Raw genomic sequence first — 17,559 nt, 5'->3', positions numbered from 1 at the left:
AGGGGAAGCTTTTCCCATGCAGTGTCTGATACAATAAGATGAACGGTTAAGAACGGGATATTCTAAGGAGGAATTTTTTGTGGCAGAGATCAAAGTACCAGAATTAGCAGAATCGATTACAGAAGGAACGATTGCGCAGTGGCTTAAACAACCAGGCGAAACAGTTGAAAAAGGAGAATTCATCGTTGAACTCGAAACAGATAAAGTAAACGTTGAAGTAATTTCCGAAGAAGCCGGAGTTGTCCAAGAGCATTTGGCGCAAGAAGGCGATACTGTGGAAGTTGGACAAGTCATCGCAATCGTTGGCGAAGGTTCAGGCGAAAGCGCAGCAGCTGCACCAAAAACAGAAGCTCCTGCACAATCAGAAGAGCCAGCTAAATCAGAAGCTCCTGCAACAATGGAAGCGAACGAAAAAGCACCGGCAATTGAAGAGCAATCTTCTACTGACCGTACCATTGCAAGTCCGGCTGCACGCAAATTAGCTCGTGAAAAAGGCATCGATCTTGCTGCCATTTCACCAGTTGATCCAATGGGCCGTGTTCGCGTCCAAGACGTGGAAGCTCACGGTTCTAAACCGGCTGCAGCGAGTGCGCCAGCAGCAAAAGCGGAAGCGCCAAAAGCTTCAGCTCCTTCTTCAGATGAAGAAAGCGGCCGCATTGTGCGCGAGAAAATGTCTCGCCGCCGCCAAACAATCGCAAAACGCCTGCTTGAAGTACGCCAGTCTACTGCGATGTTGACAACATTCAACGAAATCGATATGACAAACGTTATGGCACTTAGAAGCCGCAAAAAAGACAAGTTCCAGCAAGACCATGACGGAACTCGCTTAGGCTTCATGTCATTCTTCACAAAAGCAGTAACTGCAGCACTTAAAAAGTATCCATACGTAAATGCTGAATTAGATGGCACTGATCTTCTATTGAAACAGTTCTATGATGTGGGTATCGCAGTTTCTACTGAAGAAGGCCTAGTAGTGCCGATCGTCCGTGATACAGACAAGAAAAACTTTGCTGAAATTGAAGAAAGCATTGCAGATCTTGCTAAAAAAGCACGCGATAAAAAACTTTCAATTGCCGATATGACAGGTGGATCTTTCACAATCACTAACGGTGGTGTATTTGGTTCATTGATGTCAACGCCAATCTTGAACGGTACACAAGTAGGGATTCTTGGAATGCACACAATCCAGAAACGTCCGGTAGCAATCGGCGATTCAATCGAAATCCGTCCAATGATGTACGTGGCTCTTTCTTATGACCACCGTGTAATCGATGGAAGCGATTCTGTTGGATTCCTGAAAATGGTAAAAGAATTAATCGAAAACCCGGAAGATCTTCTATTAGAATCTTAAGAAGTATTTCCTTTACAAAGGGAGCTCTGCATTTGCAGGGCTCCCTTTTCTTATGCGATGATAGATGAGACAGCGGTTGAAGGCGGTGGGAACCATGGACATCAGTTTTTTTGTGGAATTAGTGAAGGAATATGGCTATGTGAGCATGTTCATTTTTAATTGGCTCTTGCTGTTCGGCTTGCCGATTCCAAATGAAGTGGCTGCCGCTTTTTCTGGGGTTTTGACGGAAGTCAGTTATTTTAAGCCGGTTTACGCGTTTATTTCCGCGTATCTGGGTCTGATCACGAGCAATAGCTTCGCTTATTTCATTGGGCGGATGCTTGGCAACCGTTTAATACACCGGTTAAATCGCACGCGGCTAGCAGGCGTGATTTCCCGTTTTTCAGAGTTCCTTGAAAAGCATGGACCATTAGCGATTTCGTTTAGTTTCTTTTTGCCAGGAATCCGGTGGGCTATGCCGTATGTTGTCGGTGCGAACCGTTATCCTTTCGCATCGTATATGCTTTATGCCTATACGGCTGGCTTTATCTGGATGCTTGTTTATTTCAATATCGGACGGACGTTTCCATACGCCTACCAATCCATCCTTGAAAACCTCCAGATGTTTTTCATTGCGCTGTCTGTAATTGTCGTTTTGCTGGTGTCGGTCCGTTTGCTTTGGAGCAAGAAAACCGGCAGCAATAAGCGCAATTGAATTTTTATCGTTTTTTCCTTATACTGAAGGTAGACATATAGAAAAGGATGAGGCATGTGATTCACAACGAATGGCTGACAAAAGAGACAATCCGTACAGTAACCTGTACCCATACAAATGCAGCGAAATTTTTGGTTTCCAATGTTTTGACTGAAGGCAAAACATACGAAGTGAAAAATGAAACGGAAGAATTCATCTTTGTCGTGGACAATACGGGCAAAGTTGGCGGATTTTACAAAACTTATTTTGAATAATGGATGAAAGCCGGTGCCAGCTCATCGGTTTTTTTCTTTGAAAAGAGGGAGAATACATGGCTTTAATGGATCAGGAAATTGATAAAAGAAATCGAACGGGCAAAGATTATGGCGATGACACAAAATTGATTGCGGCCGGAGGGTATATCGCTCCGGACGAAAATCTTTGGCAGGATATATTGGCAGCTGTCGTTCTGCAGAAGCCGGTATTGCTGAAAGGGCCGACGGGCGCAGGAAAAACAAAGCTTGCTGAAAGCATATCAGCCCAATTTGGCCAGCCGATGCAAAGCATCAACTGTTCGGTTGATTTGGATGCAGAAGCGCTCTTAGGCTTTAAAACTTTAACGCAGCGAAATGGGGAAAGCCAGATTGAATTCGTGGAAGGCCCGGTCGTAAAAGCGATGAAAAATGGCCATTTCCTTTATATTGACGAAATCAATATGGCAAAACCGGAAACCTTGCCGATCCTCCACAGCGTATTGGATTATCGCCGCATGATGACCAACCCTTTTACAGGAGAAGTGATAGAAGCACATCCTGATTTTGGGGTGATTGCCGCTATAAACGAAGGCTATATCGGAACGGCCCCGATGAATGAAGCATTAAAAAACCGCTTTATCGCGTACCCGATCCCGTATTTGACGGGGGAGCAATTGCAGCAATTATGGGACCGTGAATTTCCGGATGCGAATTCCGGCTTGAAAACTTTTATGCTCGATTTGGCATCGGACTTGATGAAACAAGTTCAAAATGGGCTATTGTCAGAAGAAGCAGCTTCCATTAGAAGCTTGCTCGATGCCACTGCGCTGGCAGAGCATATGGATCCGCTGCGGGCGGTCCGTTATGCGATAGCTGAGAAGCTCGAAGATGAAAGCGAACGCGACTTGTTTATGGATCTCGCAAATACGTGGAAAAAGTAGGTGTGAAGTATGGCATCTGTCAATCGATTTATTCAGTTTAACAATGAAACCATCGATACGAAATTGCTGCATCAGATGGAAATGCTGGCAGGGGCGCTTGCAGATGCCCCTTTCCTGAAAGTGACCACACGCAAACTGCTGGAGTTCCGACCGTCCGAATCCGCGCTTTCCATCAGTGTGTTTTGGCGCCACCGGCCAAGGCAAATAGAGCGAAATGGCTATTTATCCGATATTTATTTGCTTGCGGCAGGTTATTGGCGCCATTTCAATTTGGGCAGTTGGCGGCGATTTCTGCAGGAAGAAAGCGTTTTGCCTCATATGCGGCAGCAATTGCTCCTCTGTTCTGAGGAGTTCCGGTTGATTGAGCAGGTTAGCGGAGAACGGCCTGGAACCCGTGAAGCTTTTGCGGTTCGGGAAAGTGTCTATATCGAATACCATAAAGACCAGTACCGTCAAAATATGCAAAAAGGCTTTAAAGCCGAGGCATTTTTAAATGCTGCTTTTTTGGCGCTTCGCGGCCAATCTGTGGAAATGCACGAAACTTATAGCGAACTGTTCTTCTTCTGGTCAAGAATGTTCGATGCGAAGTCGACTGCCGACTCTGGGGCAGTTGTAGATAGCCTCATGGGACGCCTTGAATATTTACTCCATGATGACATGGTGCTCAGCTATTATACATTTGGCGACTCGATCGATGAAGTTCCGCCGTTCCGCTATTACGACGGGATGGAAACAGAAGCATCAAAAGAAGAGGAAAGCATTGATACCATTGAAGAGTGGTTCCAGATGTGGCACCGGGAAACCGAAATCGATGCCTCTCCTGCCATGGAATTCGAACTGGATAAAGGCGACTCGCAGCTAGCGGATGGCGGCAGGGAAGACGACGGCAGCGGGGAACCGGAGCAAACTGCCCAAGGAAACTCTGCAGGAGAACATGTTGCAGATAACGATGAAAACGACCGGAAGATGGAAGATAAACCGAAAAAAGCCGCAGGGAAATTCGGTTCCACCAACGCGGCGGTCGAATATACGGAAAAACGGATTGAATTGTCTGGTGATCACCGGCATGACATTGAAGGATGGAGAAGAAAGCAAGCGCCATATGTACGGGCTCTTTTAAAAGAGTTGAAAAAGAGAATGACGCAGCGCAGGCAAGAGCCGAGAGGGAATTTGAATGCGGGCAGGCTGTCGAGAAATTTACTGCCTTTGCTTATTGAAGAACGTCCCAAACCTTTTTACCGCAAAACGGCGCCTTCGAAAGAATTGGATGCGGTGTTCTGCTTGTTGATCGACGGTTCTGCTTCGATGGTGGACAAATTAGAGGAAACAAAGCAAGCGGTCTTGTTATTCCATGATGTTTTGCGGAATCTCAATGTTCCGCATGAAATCGTCTTGTTTTATGAAGACGCCTACGAAGCAAGTGAAGCTAGCCAGCCCAATTATTTCGAATGGATGCATAAATTTGAAGATGGCAGCCGCGACCATGCGCAGGAAATTTTTTCGCTGGAAGCCCATGAAGACAACCGGGATGGCTTTGCGATCCGATGGATGACGGAACGCCTTCAGCAGCGAACCGAAAAACACCGCTTTTTACTGGTCTTTTCAGATGGTGAGCCATCTGCCTATGATTATGCTGAGAACGGTGTAGTGGATACGGCAAACGCTGTTTTAGAGGCGAAAAAAAGCGCCATCGAAGTGCTTCATCTGTTTTTGAGCAGCGAGGCAATTTCTGAAGAGCAAGCTTCGTTTTATCAGATGATGTACGGCAATAAATCAGTCAGTGCAGATTCTTTGGAGCAATTTGTAGAGCAGACTTTGCGCTTGCTGAAACGGACATTGCATTTAGTGATCCAGTCGGGCTGATCTGTGGCAGAGATAAAAAATCCCCGGAAGCGGTGTGCTTCCGGGGATTTTTTAAAGTTTATGGGCGGTTGCCTTCACGATCGTCTTGGATGGACAATAACCGTTGCTTTAGGTCTTCTTCCATGCGGCCAATTTCAATTTCTGCCGCTTTGCGGTTTTTGCGTCCTTCCGCTTGGATGCGCAATGTTTCTTCAATGGTAGTTAAAAGATTTTCCTGCGTCTGTTTAAGCGTTTCGATTTCAACCAAACCGCGTTCATTTTCTTTAGCGGTTTCAATTGAATTGAGTTTCAGCATCTCTGAGTTCTTCAATAGCAATTCGTTGGTCGTGGAAGTCACTTGCTTTTGTGCTTCGACCGCTTTCATCTGGCGGTTCAGCGTCAAAGCGATGGCGATCTGATTTTTCCATAACGGGATCGAAGTCATGATGGAAGACTGGATTTTCTCAGCCAAGGTTTGGTTTGTTTGCTGGATCATCCGGATTTGCGGTGCACTTTGGATGGTGATCTGGCGGGATAACTGCAGATCATACAACCGTTTTTCCAAGCGATCCAAGAATTGCGCCATATCGTTTACTTCCTGGTAAGCCATTTGGTCATTCGACTGTTCCGCTTTTTTTCGCAGGGCAGGGATGGTCTCGTTGAGAATTTCATCGCGTTTTAGTTCAGCTGCAGCGATATAGACATTCAATGCCTGGAAATAGGTTTTGTTTTGGTCGTATAATTGCTCAAGCATTTGAACGTCTTCCAATAGCCCGCGTTTCGAGTGGTCCAATTGGACGCTGATACGGTCTACTTGTGTGCTGAGCTTTTGGTATTTTGTCATCATTTCCTGTACGGAATATTTTGCCTTAGCGAATAATTTGCGGAGGCCAGAGCGTTTTTCCTGGGAAAGTTCTTCCGGATTCAATTCCTGCAATTTTTTCATCAGGTCATGGAGAACATCGCCAACTGGCCCGATGTCTTTTTGCTGCACATGGTCGAGCATCTTATGCGAAAACTGCCCCAATTGATTTTGGGCATTGGCCCCATAAGTTAAAATGGCCTCGTAATTGCCTGCAGGAATCTGCTTGGCCAGTTCACGCGCTTTTTCCTGTTCGTCTTTAGTCAGACGTTCCATTAAAGCGACGGGGCGGCCGTCTTCGCGTTTTGTCAAATTCACTTCTTCTTTCATAGGTTCCATGCCGAATGGGTTGCCTAGCAAATCATCCAATTCACTTTGATTCGATCGATTTTGTGTCATGTTCCACGTCTCCTTCATTGTCTGATGGCGCTTCTTGCACGAGCAATTTCTGATTATTGTGCTGGTCTACCGTCAACCGGGCAAAATCAAGTTCCATCCGAAGTTTCTCCACGTCCATGGACAGCACTTTCTGCAAATCCCGTTCCATTACACTGGTCATCGACCGAAGTGTTTCGCGCGTATCCTGCAGTGCAATTTTCAACTCCCGGTCTTTTACCGGCTGGCCGACAAGAAGCGTATACTTCTCGGTCAATTCCAATGCCGTATCCAAATGGGAATAAAAGAATGATTCCACTAGATAAAATTTCCGGGGATTCAATTGGACTTGCTGCAAGATTTTATTCGAGTACCGGGTCAATTCCATCAATTGCTTGAATGATGCAATGGAGCGCACACGGTAATAATTTCCTTGGAGCTGTTTGATTTTGTTTTTTGCTTCTTTTACTTGATGGCGGATATGTTTATATTCGCTCCGGGTCATTCCGAGTTTCTTGGAATCGGAGGAGAATTGTATTTGTTTGACGGTCGTATTACTGGCGATATAGGTTCCGGCTGCTACTGCCCCTGAAGCGATCAGGCCGATTTCAGCACCCATATACAGCACCGGGAACATCACTGTCATAAGCGGCAGGCTGATGGTTTGCCGTTTTATGAAGTTTTCAAAAGCCTTCATCGGAATTCCTCCTTTACTGCTACTCAATAATACGTTTCAATATGCAAAAAGTTTCACTTATTTGCTTGTCTACCTTATATTTTACAGCGAAGGGAAGGGCAATACAAACTTTGCGGGCTGAGCGCCAAAAGATTCGAAATACTGGACAAGCGCTTAAAAATTTGGCAAAATGCATAGTAGAGAAATGGAGTTGCCGGTCCATGCATGAAGTAATTTATATGAAAGCGGAGTTTGAACCTTGGTGGATGTTTGAAGAATGGGAAGAGAAAGTTGTTTTCAGAAAAACCTTCGCCCGTAAAATTGAAGCCCTAACATACCGGAATCAATTAGTGGAACAGTTAAAAGGGAAGTATCCTCAAAGTGAAATCCGGGAAGAAGCGTTCGCTACTTTTTGGCGCGAAGGCGAAATTGAGTATTGCGAATCATGTGATGACGACATGCAGATGTATCATGGCATACTTTGGCTTGAAAATGGCAGCCCAATAAAAAGTTTTTAGATTTATTTGACTTTTCTAATTTACTTGCTATAATGAATATATAGAACTAAGGTTTCAGCGAAGTTAAAAATTAGATTTCACCAGCAACAGCTATTCACCTATTCAAAAAAGTGATCAGCACGTTATGGTACTTTTTTGAATATGTGAATTTTTTTATGGAAATTCCATATTGCAAATTTTTTATCTACAGGAGGTAGTACACATGCAACAAGGTACAGTAAAATGGTTCAACTCAGAAAAAGGTTTCGGTTTTATCGAAGTTGAAGGCGGAGATGACGTATTCGTTCACTTCTCAGCGATCCAAGGCGAAGGCTTTAAAACGCTTGACGAAGGACAAAAAGTTGAGTTTGAAGTAGAGGAAGGCAACCGCGGACCTCAAGCTACAAATGTTACTAAACTATAATCTCCAAGAACCGCTCATTTGATGGGCGGTTCTTTTTTTGTCTGTAAATAATTTCTTTTTATTCAGAATTATAAGTTTTATTTAAGTGGATTTGAAAACCAGCTATTGTTTAAAAAATGACGGGTTATGGGTATAAATGAGATAGGGATAGATGAACTTAAATAGGAGGGAATAGAATGGCAGGATCAAACGATATGCAGAGAACCGAAGACTTAAGAGGCGTTGTCGTCTCTTTTGACACAGCAAAAGGCTTTGGCTATATAAAGGGCGATAATGGGGAGATGTTCTTCACCCATGCCAAGCATACGGATACAGATGACGTTTCGAATTTCAAAGAAGGCATGATCGTTAATTTCATCGCGGTGGATGGCGCACCGGGAAAAGAAAGAATCGCAACAAACATCACGATGGATTTCTAAACTCACTCGTGTCAAAAATTCAGTTACAAAAAGGAGATTAGTCTATGACGGATGCATATTTAAAGAAACCACTGCCATCAACAGATGAGCAGAAGGACTTTTATCAAAATTTGCGCAGCAAAATCGAGCATTGGCTAGAAAACAAGTCCGGACCGCTGAGCCGCTTCAGCAAATATATTCTATTTGCGCCAGATCTTTTCCATTTGCTGACGAAATTGATGCTCGACAGCCGGATCGATGCTAAGAACAAGGGCATGGTAGGCGCCGGGATTCTTTACTTTATCGCACCGATTGACTTTTTGCCGGAATTCATTGTTGGACCGGGCGGTTTCCTGGATGACGTGGTAGTAGCTGTTTTTGTCATCAATACACTGCTCAATAAATTCCCGATTGAAGTCATTGAAGAGCATTGGGCTGGTGATGACGAACTCTTGTCCGTTGTCCGCGGCATATCCAATTCAGGCAATAAATTCGTTTCCAAATTGCCGGCAGGCCGTTTGGTGAAGCGTTTCATGAAATAAAATAGGATAGTAAGTTTAAACTGCAGGCAAATCCGTGAATTTGGGTTTGCCTGCAGTTTTTATTTTGGCGCATCGTTGGGTGGAGGGAAGAGGCGTAATATACTGGAGCGCGCAAATGCTCCTGAGCGAGCGCATTTCGCTTTGAACGCGCGCAAACTCGCACGAACGCGCTTATTTCTTTTTAACCGCGCGCAAATTCATCTGAACGCGCATAACTCATTCATTTGAGTATCGCGGCATAAAAAACCGCCTCTCTATGAAGAGAGGCGGTTAAATCATAAATTAATTTGTGATGCCTTGAGCTTCTTTCCACTCAAGGAATTCATCGTAGCCTAGTTGCTTATCAAGGATGGTTCCGTCTTCACGGATTTCGATGACGCGGTTCGCAACGGTTTGGATAAACTGATGGTCATGTGATGTGAAGACCATCGCGCCTTTAAAGGCGATCATCCCGTTATTGAGCGCTTGGATGGATTCTAGGTCCAAGTGGTTCGTCGGCTCATCAAGCAGTAAGACGTTCGCGTGCGAAAGCATCATTTTTGAAAGCATGCAGCGCACTTTTTCGCCACCGGAAAGGACAGAAGGTTTCTTTTTCACTTCTTCGCCGGAGAACAGCATTCTGCCGAGGAAGCCGCGAAGGAAGGTTTCGCTTTCGTCTTCTGGTGAATATTGGCGCAGCCAATCCACTAGGGATTGCTCGCTGCCTTCGAAATAAGCCGTATTGTCGATTGGCAGATACGCACGGGAAGTGGTTACACCCCAAGAAATCGAACCGGTTGCCGGCTCGTCTTCTTCAGCTAAAATGCGGAGAAGCGCTGATTTTGCAAGCGGATCGCCGATCAAGACGATTTTATCTTCTTTGTTCATATTGAAACTGATGTTATTCAGCAATTGATTGCCGTCCACTTTTTGGCTAACATCTCTTACCGTCAAAACATCGTTTCCGATTTCGCGGCCGATTGTAAAGTTGACGAACGGATATTTGCGGGAAGAAGGGCGGATATCATCAAGTTCGATTTTATCGAGCATTTTCTTACGCGATGTTGCCTGCTTCGATTTAGAAGCATTCGCAGAGAAACGCGCGATAAACGCTTGAAGCTCTTTAATTTTCTCTTCTTTTTTCGCATTTTGGTCACTCGCAAGACGAGTAGCCAATTGGCTTGATTCATACCAGAAGTCGTAGTTTCCTACGTACAATTGAATTTTGCCGAAATCAAGGTCAGCGATATGCGTGCAGACTTTGTTCAAGAAGTGGCGGTCATGCGAAACGACAATAACGGTGTTTTCAAAGTTGATCAAAAACTCTTCCAGCCATTTGATGGCATTCAAGTCCAAATGGTTCGTCGGCTCATCCAGAAGAAGGACGTCCGGCTTGCCGAATAAAGCTTGGGCAAGCAATACTTTTACTTTGTCCGAACCGGAAAGTTCAGCCATTTTTTTATCGTGAAGGTCCTCGGAAATGCCAAGGCCTTGAAGCAAAATCGCCGCTTCAGATTCCGCTTCCCACCCGTTCAATTCAGCGAATTCGCCTTCAAGTTCGGCAGCGCGCATTCCATCTTCATCGGAGAAATCTTCTTTCATATAAATCGCATTTTTTTCAGCCATGATTTCATAGAGTTTTTTATGGCCCATGATGACCGTTTCAAGAACTGCGTGTTCTTCGTATTCGAAGTGATCCTGCTTGAGTACAGCAAGGCGTTCGCCTGAACCCATGGACACATTTCCGCTTTGCGCTTCCAAATCACCCGAAAGGATTTTGATGAACGTGGATTTGCCCGCACCGTTTGCACCGATTAATCCGTAGCAGTTGCCAGGGTTGAATTGAATATTTACATCTTCGAAAAGTTTACGGTCGCCAAAGCGAAGACTTACATCATTTACAGCTATCATTTAAACGTACCTCCTAAATTTCACAATAAGAAGAGTATACCATGAATCGCATTAAAATCGATAGCAATCACTTGCGGTCTGGGATAAACTTAAAGCAGTCTGCATGATTTATTTGTATTTGCGTAATTTATAGGCATCAAGCAATCCGAGATCTTTGTTCAGCAAATACTCCATCTTCACATAATCTTTGCGTTCTGGAATATGTTCTTTTGTCAGGCCTTTCATCGAAAAGATGAAATAATAGCCGCCAATTTGCCGGAATAGCACAACTACGTGTGGAAATTCATCGAATATCGCTTTGATATTATATCTTTTTGCGTAACTCCAGTTTACGAGTTTCATTGGTTGACCCGCCTTTCAACCTTCATTTTAATAAATTCTTGCGGGGAACACAAGTTTGTATATACCCTAAAAGAAAGGGGAATAACATTATGACCGCTTTACAGAAGAAATCGGCGCTTGGCTTGATGGTGATGGCCATCTTTTTTGTGTCGTTGAATTTGAGGCCGGCCATTTCATCTGTCGGCCCGCTGCTTGAAATTATCCGAGTGGATTTAGGGCTAAACAATACCCAAGTCAGTTTGCTGACATCTATTCCGGTATTTTGCATGGGCTTGTTCGCGCCGCTCGCAGTTGTCTTCAACCGGAAATTCGGCATGAAGCGCTCAGTGGCATTTTTGGTCGTGGTCATCGGAGCTTTGACGTTTGTGCGCGGACTTGTTCCGTCATTTGCGGTGCTTTTGATGAGTTCCTTTTTCATCGGATTGTCGATCGCCATCATTAGCCCTTTAATTTCTGCGATGATCAAGCGGAATTTCCCGACGAAAACAACGGCTTTGATCGGCGTCTACTCTTTCGGATTAGGGCTTGGTGCTACATTATCGACCGGTTTTACGGGCGTATTCTACACGTGGGTCAATTGGCCATTTGCGCTTGCAAGCTGGGGAGCTCTGGCGGTAATCGCTTTAATACTTTGGTTCCGGGTCAATGAACCGAAAAACGAAGGATTGGAACACGATTTAACGGTGGGGCCAGGAAATTCTCCGTGGAAAAATCGGCGCGCCTGGTATATGCTGGTCTTTTTCGGGCTTCAATCGGCTTTGTTTTTCTCGATGATCACTTGGCTTGCACCGATACTCATTGAAAAAGGGATGACGGTATTGGCCGCGAGTGCCGTTCTCACTGTCATGACTTCAGTTCAATTGGTTGGGAATTTATCGATTCCAGCTCTTTTAGCGAAATTTCCGAGCCGTTTATTTTGGACCATTGTCAGCTTGCTTTTTGGAGCGGCAGGCATTGGATTGTTGATGATGGATAATCTGGCGCTTGTTTGGCTTGCGGCCATCTGCCTCGGTTTCACTTTGGGCGGCTTGTTCCCAATCGCTTTACTGATGCCCCTTGATGAAAACGAGCGGGCTGATGATGTAAACAGCTGGACCTCGATGATCCAAGGGGGAGGATATGTCATTTCCAGCATCATGCCGTTCTCGGTAGGCTTCTTTTATGACCGGTTCGGCAGCCATGACCTTACTTTAATTCTCTTTATGAGCTATATTGTGCTGCTCGCTGTATTAGCCATTCTTTTAAGCAAGAGAAAAAAAGAACGAACAACTTGAATCCGCATAAAGGAGAAATAGATGATGAAATATGAATTAGTTTTATTTGATATTGACGATACATTGCTCGATTTTCCGGCCACTGAAAAAGCAGCTTTACATAATACTTTTATGGATTATAAAATGCCGACTGGCTTCGCAGATTACCATTCCAGCTACAGGGAAATCAGCAATGTATTATGGGAAGATCTCGAAGAAGGAACGCTTACGTTGCCGGAACTTGGAGTCGAGCGGTTTCAGCGTCTATTTGCACACCACGAATTGACTGTTGATCCGAAGCTTTTCAGCCAATCGTATTTAACGCATCTTGGCAACGAAACGCATCTCATTGAAGGCGCGGTAGAGTTATGCCAATCACTTGAAGGCTGCCGACTCGCCATCATCACTAACGGATTTGGCCAAGTACAGAAGATGAGGCTTCAAAACTCACCGCTTGCCGATCTTTTTGAACAAATCATCGTCTCGGAAGAAACCGGATTCCAGAAACCGCATCCTGGAATTTTTGACTATGCGTTTGGAAAACTGGAAGGGGCGGAGAAAGAGAAAGCATTGATTGTCGGAGATTCCCTTTCTTCAGACATCCGCGGCGGCAATAATTACGGAATTGCGACCTGCTGGTTTAACCCATACCATAATAATAATGAAACCGGGATAAAACCGACCTACGAAGTCCATTCCTTATTGGAAGTGGAAGAAATCGTCAAAGGGCTTAACAACTAATACGATATAGAAGAAACAAGAAAACGAGCTGTTCCGATGAGGAACAGCTCGTTTCTTATTACTGATTCACTTTGTCTTGCTCCCAGACAGCATCCAGGAATTCGTCGCGCCCGGATTGTTTGCGGTCTTCCGTATAATGGTCGGGATTTTTTTTGTAGAAATCTTGGTGGTAATCTTCAGCTGCATAAAACGGAACCGCATCGAGGATTTCTGTGACGACGGGTTTCTTGAATCGGCCGCTTTCATCAAGCTCGCGTTTTGTCTTTTCAGCCAATTCGCGCTGTTTTTCATTGTGGACAAAAATAGCCGGACGGTAGGACGGACCCCGGTCCTGGAATTGCCCTTCATTGTCGGTTGGATCGATTTGCTGCCAGAAAATCTCAAGCAGCTGTTCATAGGAAAAGATCTCGGGTTGGAAAGTGATTTCTACAACCTCTAAATGTCCGGTAGTTCCAGACTTCACTTGTTCATATGTAGGGTTTTCAACATGCCCTCCACTATATCCGGAAATGACGCTTTCGATGCCGTCGAACTGGTCGAATGGCTTGACCATGCACCAAAAGCACCCGCCTGCAAATGTCGCTTTTTCTGTCATATCGTTTTCTCCTCTCGTTGCATCGGGATGAATTTCTTCAAATCCAAGCAGTGAATATGAAAAAATCTTAACACTCCCACTGTTTCCGCACAATAAATATGTTTATACTAATGAAACAGAAACCTATTTAACAGGTTAGGCGTCTCATGTAAGGTACGATTTAGAAAGGAACGTGTAGATTATGGAAGAAGAACGCCAACAAGCCAGGAGAGGCCGGCGCAAGAAAAAACGATTCCGCCTCCGTGGACTCCTCCTATTAGTATTCATTGCAATTCTAGCGATAGGGGCTTATGTGTTTATCCAATTTCAAAACGGCAGCAAGCTAGCTGAAAATACAGAGCAAATTCCAGTTACATTCAATGGCGATCCGGAAAATGATGAGTTTGAGAATGTTTTGGTGCTGGGCATCGATACACGCGGAGAAGAAAAATCGCGTACCGATACCATGATGCTCATGACGCATGATAAAAAGACCGATGAAGTGAAGTTGACTTCGTTCATGCGTGACATCTATGCAGACATTCCGGGCTACCAGTCGTATAAGCTGAATACCGCTTATTATTTAGGCGGGGTAGATTTGCTGGCTGATACACTTCGCGGCATGTTCGGCATTGAAATTCAGCATTATGCATTGATCGACTTTAAAAACTTCGAACAACTCGTTGATATTGCAGCGCCGGATGGTGTAGAAATCGAAGTGGAAAAAGACATGTCCGAAAAAATCGGTGTTACCTTAACGAAAGGCACACATAATTTGAACGGCAAGGAACTACTCGGCTATGCCCGTTTCCGTGCGGATAATGAAGGCGACTTTGGCCGTGTGCGCCGCCAGCAGCAAGTGCTGTCAGCGATGAAAGAAGAATTGATCAGCGTGTCAGGAATTCCGAAATACCCGAAACTTGCAGGAGCGGTCCAAGGCTATATCCAGACGGACATTCCCTCAACGGACCAAGTGAAATTAGCGATGCAGCTTGCGTTGAACGGCGGCAGCGATTTGGATCGCCTGACCATTCCCGTAAAAGATGGCTATAGCTACGGTTCTTATTCACATGCAGGTTCTGTATTGGAACTTGATATGGAAAAGAACAGACAAGCTTTGTCCGAATTTTTATCACAAACTCTGAAATGAATAGTCTGACAATATGTTAAACTGATAGATAGAGAAATATTTCAGAAAGTAGGAGTGGGAATGGAACCGGAAAAACAATCTTTTTTTTCGACGAATTTTATTCGCTTTCTAGGTGGAACGAATACGCTTTTCACTTTGATTGCCCTTGTACTTCTCGGATTGGTGATTTTTATCTTCCGGGAAGTCTCTTTCATTTTCAACCCTTTAAGCGTCTTCATGAAAACCGTCGTGCTGCCGGTCGTGCTGGCGCTGATCCTGTATTATCTTCTGCGCCCGATTCTGCGGCTGCTGGAAGGGTTTAAAATACCGCGCATCTGGGGGATTTTGATTATTTTCCTTGGGCTCATCGGGCTCATTACCTTATTGGTCGTATTGGTATTTCCATTTTTGAAGACTCAATTCCAAAACTTGATCATGGAATTTCCGAATTACTTCATGCAGCTTTTAACGGATTTGGATGCCTTTTTACGTACATCTTACATAGGCGATTATTATATGGGATCGAGCTTTGATATTGAGGAATTGGTGGCGACTTTGCCGGGGAATATTACAGATACGCTGCAGAATACCGTAACGAGCATTATTTCCGGCGTAACAGGACTGATCTCGACGATTACTTCCGTCATTTTATCCGTCGTGATTGTTCCATTTATTCTTTTTTACCTCCTGAAAGATGGAGAAAAGCTCCCGGAGTATTTTGTGAAGCTATTGCCTCCTCGTTTGCGCCAAGACACACGTGAAGTGCTGTCGGAAGCGGACAAACAGCTTGGCGCATATATACAAGGCCAAATCATTGTAGCCTTCTGCATCGGAGTCATGATCTATATCGGATTCCTTATCATCGGCATGGATTATGCGTTGCTGCTCGGGGTTCTCGCAATGGTCACGAGTGTGGTTCCGTATCTTGGGCCGGCAATCGCCATTACGCCTGCAGCGATAATCGCATTAGTCACTTCACCGTTCATGCTCGTGAAGCTTGCGATCGTTTGGACAGTGGTCCAGCTGGTGGAAGGCAATTTGATATCGCCGCAAGTCATGGGCAAAACGATGTTTATCCACCCGGTGACGATTATTTTTGTTTTGCTGACAGCAGGTTCTTTGTTCGGCATCGCCGGCGTTATTTTAGGGATACCGATGTATGCCTTGGTGCGCGTATTGGTATCGCATCTTTATAAATTATTCAAACGGCGGTACAATCGTCATGAACCGGCTCTTGAAAATAAATACGATTACACCGAGTTGCACTAACAGTTTGAGAAATTAACGGCAGTGGTATAGAAAGATTATTAAGAGTTGGGGGTTTCCATGTATGAATTTCAAACAATTTTTATCTTCTATCGGCATTGGGTCGATGCAAATCGAAACCGTAGTTGAAAGGCCGCATCTAGATGAAGGCGAAACATTGAATGGCACTGTCTATTTCACTGGCGGCGAAAGTGATCAAGATATTGACTTTATTGAATTGAATGTATTGAAACAGATTGAAGATTACCGGGAAGACAGCGATTTTGATATGATTGAAAAAACAGTCGCCAAGCAGACCTTAGAGTTTGCAGGCTCTGTAAAATCGAAAGAAACCGTCATGCAGCAATTTGAAATTGTTCCGGACGAACGCTGGATACTGGATATGCCAAAATCGAAATTGATCTTGCGGACGGTTGTCCATATCAAGAACGGCGTCAATGCCCAAGACGAAGATGAAATCACTTATGGGCTGCAAGAATAGCAAACTAAAACGAGCACTTGAATTGTTTCAACAATTCAAGTGCCTTTTTGATTGGAGAGATGATGTATGGCAGCCGTTAATGATCTACAACTGGCAAAAGCGATAGAAGAATTAAAGATTGGCGGAACAAAACAGTATATGGAGATCCAAAGGCAAAATGCCTCCTTCTATAATGGGAATTATCAGACTGCCGAAGGAAAAGGGGTTATTTTTTACACACCGGATTATTGCTACGGCCTCGGGTTCGGTTTAGGTGAACCTGTTCAACGACCGGATCTTGAATCCGTGGAAGCGGAACTTGTCGCTCGAAATGTAGCGGCACATCTACACTTGGAAATTACCCCTTTTAGCGATGAAGCTTTTATTCACTTGCTGCAGAATAAGGGCTATACCTTCGATCATTTTCTGTCTGTTTGGGTATTGGACACGGCAAATTGGAAAGAAACCGCGCGGTTTGATCAAAATTCAACTTCAGAAATCCTAAAAGTGGACGATTACCATTCTTACGATTGGGCATGGACGGTAGCCCTTGGCATTTCACAGGACCATACAGTTACAGAAGAAGCAATGGAGTCGGTCCGCGCATTTTGGGAAGTGCCAGGCAATACAGCTTTTCTATTAAAAGAAGGGGCTGAGAATGTAGCGGGAGCCACTGTCGCCATCAAGGAAAACCTGGCAGAACTGTTTTTAACGGCTACCATCAAACCATACAGGGGAAAAGGGTACCAAAATCGCTTAATCGAAGAACGCATCCGGTTCGCAAAAGCGGCGGGCTGTCAATTTATCACGGTAACGACCAAACCGGGAAATTCATCAGCACGCAGTATGGAAAAGAACGGCTTTTCACTGATGTACCAGCGAGCCGTACTCAAAAGCCCGCCATTAATATAATGGGCGGTTTTTTGAGTGCAAATGTAGAAAATTACATAAGGAATTCAACTAAATAAACAACAAACAGCCATCAAATTTTTCTAATTCTTTTCGAAAAATGGCTTTCCAAAATCAATTGTAATAAACTACATAAGGATTTAATAAAAAAACAAAATCC

The 17,559-nt window shown here is 44.5% G+C and carries 20 protein-coding genes; 15 read left to right on the top strand and 5 right to left on the bottom strand.

Features of this window, described 5'->3' with window-relative positions; genetic code table 11:
- The first annotated feature begins 79 nt into the window (after window positions 1-79).
- From odhB to L0M13_RS09930, 5 genes are all read left to right on the top strand, one after another.
- On the top strand, window positions 80-1,351 hold the full coding sequence (gene odhB, locus L0M13_RS09950) for a 2-oxoglutarate dehydrogenase complex dihydrolipoyllysine-residue succinyltransferase (RefSeq protein ID WP_235196353.1): 1,272 nt from the start codon (window positions 80-82) through the stop codon (window positions 1,349-1,351).
- A 94-nt stretch (window positions 1,352-1,445) separates the two neighbouring features.
- Window positions 1,446-2,045, top strand: coding sequence for a DedA family protein (locus tag L0M13_RS09945; protein WP_235196352.1), 600 nt, complete (start codon window positions 1,446-1,448; stop codon window positions 2,043-2,045).
- Between the two features lie 56 nt (window positions 2,046-2,101).
- Window positions 2,102-2,299, top strand: coding sequence for a DUF6501 family protein (locus L0M13_RS09940; protein WP_052651494.1), 198 nt, complete (start codon window positions 2,102-2,104; stop codon window positions 2,297-2,299).
- A 65-nt stretch (window positions 2,300-2,364) separates the two neighbouring features.
- The gene (locus L0M13_RS09935) at window positions 2,365-3,219 is read left to right on the top strand and encodes an AAA family ATPase (protein ID WP_397443537.1); all 855 of its coding nucleotides are present in this window, start codon (window positions 2,365-2,367) and stop codon (window positions 3,217-3,219) included.
- A 9-nt stretch (window positions 3,220-3,228) separates the two neighbouring features.
- Window positions 3,229-5,082, top strand: coding sequence for a vWA domain-containing protein (locus L0M13_RS09930; protein WP_235196350.1), 1,854 nt, complete (start codon window positions 3,229-3,231; stop codon window positions 5,080-5,082).
- A 58-nt stretch (window positions 5,083-5,140) separates the two neighbouring features.
- Here L0M13_RS09930 and L0M13_RS09925 read toward each other — a convergent pair whose 3' ends face one another.
- Window positions 5,141-6,322, bottom strand: coding sequence for a toxic anion resistance protein (locus tag L0M13_RS09925; RefSeq protein WP_235196349.1), 1,182 nt, complete (start codon window positions 6,320-6,322; stop codon window positions 5,141-5,143).
- Complete coding sequence (locus L0M13_RS09920; protein ID WP_235196348.1) at window positions 6,294-6,995, bottom strand: 5-bromo-4-chloroindolyl phosphate hydrolysis family protein; 702 nt, start codon at window positions 6,993-6,995, stop codon at window positions 6,294-6,296. The genes L0M13_RS09925 and L0M13_RS09920 overlap by 29 nt, the downstream gene beginning before the upstream one ends.
- Window positions 6,996-7,195: 200 nt before the next feature.
- Between L0M13_RS09920 and L0M13_RS09915 the strand changes: the two genes are divergently transcribed.
- The 4 genes from L0M13_RS09915 (at window position 7,196) to L0M13_RS09900 (ending at window position 8,835) form a co-directional block, all read left to right on the top strand.
- A complete protein-coding gene (locus L0M13_RS09915) occupies window positions 7,196-7,492 on the top strand; it encodes a DUF1033 family protein (protein WP_235196347.1) in 297 nt (98 codons plus the stop codon).
- 202 nt (window positions 7,493-7,694) lie between these two features.
- A complete protein-coding gene (locus tag L0M13_RS09910) occupies window positions 7,695-7,895 on the top strand; it encodes a cold-shock protein (protein WP_052651506.1) in 201 nt (66 codons plus the stop codon).
- A 176-nt stretch (window positions 7,896-8,071) separates the two neighbouring features.
- Window positions 8,072-8,314, top strand: coding sequence for a cold-shock protein (locus L0M13_RS09905; protein ID WP_235196346.1), 243 nt, complete (start codon window positions 8,072-8,074; stop codon window positions 8,312-8,314).
- A gap of 44 nt (window positions 8,315-8,358) precedes the next feature.
- The gene (locus L0M13_RS09900; protein WP_235196345.1) at window positions 8,359-8,835 is read left to right on the top strand and encodes a YkvA family protein; all 477 of its coding nucleotides are present in this window, start codon (window positions 8,359-8,361) and stop codon (window positions 8,833-8,835) included.
- A 282-nt stretch (window positions 8,836-9,117) separates the two neighbouring features.
- Here the strand turns inward: L0M13_RS09900 and L0M13_RS09895 are convergent, their stop codons facing one another.
- Both L0M13_RS09895 and L0M13_RS09890 read right to left on the bottom strand, forming a co-directional pair.
- Window positions 9,118-10,725 carry an ABC-F family ATP-binding cassette domain-containing protein gene (locus L0M13_RS09895; protein ID WP_235196344.1) on the bottom strand — a complete coding sequence of 536 codons (1,608 nt, stop codon included), beginning with the start codon at window positions 10,723-10,725 and terminating at the stop codon, window positions 9,118-9,120.
- A 108-nt stretch (window positions 10,726-10,833) separates the two neighbouring features.
- Entirely contained in the window at window positions 10,834-11,067 is a 234-nt protein-coding gene (locus tag L0M13_RS09890; RefSeq protein ID WP_052651512.1) for a hypothetical protein, read from the bottom strand.
- 89 nt (window positions 11,068-11,156) lie between these two features.
- Here L0M13_RS09890 and L0M13_RS09885 point away from each other — a divergent pair, with 89 nt between their 5' ends.
- Window positions 11,157-12,341, top strand: coding sequence for an MFS transporter (locus L0M13_RS09885; protein WP_235196343.1), 1,185 nt, complete (start codon window positions 11,157-11,159; stop codon window positions 12,339-12,341).
- A 24-nt stretch (window positions 12,342-12,365) separates the two neighbouring features.
- Window positions 12,366-13,061 carry a YjjG family noncanonical pyrimidine nucleotidase gene (locus L0M13_RS09880; protein ID WP_235196341.1) on the top strand — a complete coding sequence of 232 codons (696 nt, stop codon included), beginning with the start codon at window positions 12,366-12,368 and terminating at the stop codon, window positions 13,059-13,061.
- Between the two features lie 58 nt (window positions 13,062-13,119).
- On the opposite strand, the gene msrA is transcribed toward L0M13_RS09880, so the two are convergent.
- Entirely contained in the window at window positions 13,120-13,656 is a 537-nt protein-coding gene (msrA, locus tag L0M13_RS09875) for a peptide-methionine (S)-S-oxide reductase MsrA (protein ID WP_235196340.1), read from the bottom strand.
- 181 nt (window positions 13,657-13,837) lie between these two features.
- Between msrA and L0M13_RS09870 the strand changes: the two genes are divergently transcribed.
- The 4 genes from L0M13_RS09870 to L0M13_RS09855 all read left to right on the top strand — a co-directional run bounded on the left by L0M13_RS09870 (window position 13,838) and on the right by L0M13_RS09855 (window position 17,402).
- Window positions 13,838-14,785: an LCP family protein gene (locus L0M13_RS09870; RefSeq protein WP_235196339.1), complete on the top strand. Its 948-nt coding sequence runs from the start codon at window positions 13,838-13,840 to the stop codon at window positions 14,783-14,785.
- A 60-nt stretch (window positions 14,786-14,845) separates the two neighbouring features.
- Window positions 14,846-16,033 carry an AI-2E family transporter gene (locus L0M13_RS09865; RefSeq protein WP_235196338.1) on the top strand — a complete coding sequence of 396 codons (1,188 nt, stop codon included), beginning with the start codon at window positions 14,846-14,848 and terminating at the stop codon, window positions 16,031-16,033.
- A 61-nt stretch (window positions 16,034-16,094) separates the two neighbouring features.
- Complete coding sequence (locus tag L0M13_RS09860; RefSeq protein WP_235196337.1) at window positions 16,095-16,511, top strand: sporulation protein; 417 nt, start codon at window positions 16,095-16,097, stop codon at window positions 16,509-16,511.
- A gap of 66 nt (window positions 16,512-16,577) precedes the next feature.
- On the top strand, window positions 16,578-17,402 hold the full coding sequence (locus tag L0M13_RS09855) for a GNAT family N-acetyltransferase (protein ID WP_235196336.1): 825 nt from the start codon (window positions 16,578-16,580) through the stop codon (window positions 17,400-17,402).
- Window positions 17,403-17,559: the final 157 nt, after the last annotated feature.

The sequence above is a fragment of the Planococcus sp. 107-1 genome, assembly GCF_021513255.1.
Lineage (GTDB): Bacteria > Bacillota > Bacilli > Bacillales_A > Planococcaceae > Planococcus.
Note: the sequence above shows the minus strand (reverse complement) of the source record. Positions and strands in the feature narration are given on the sequence as shown.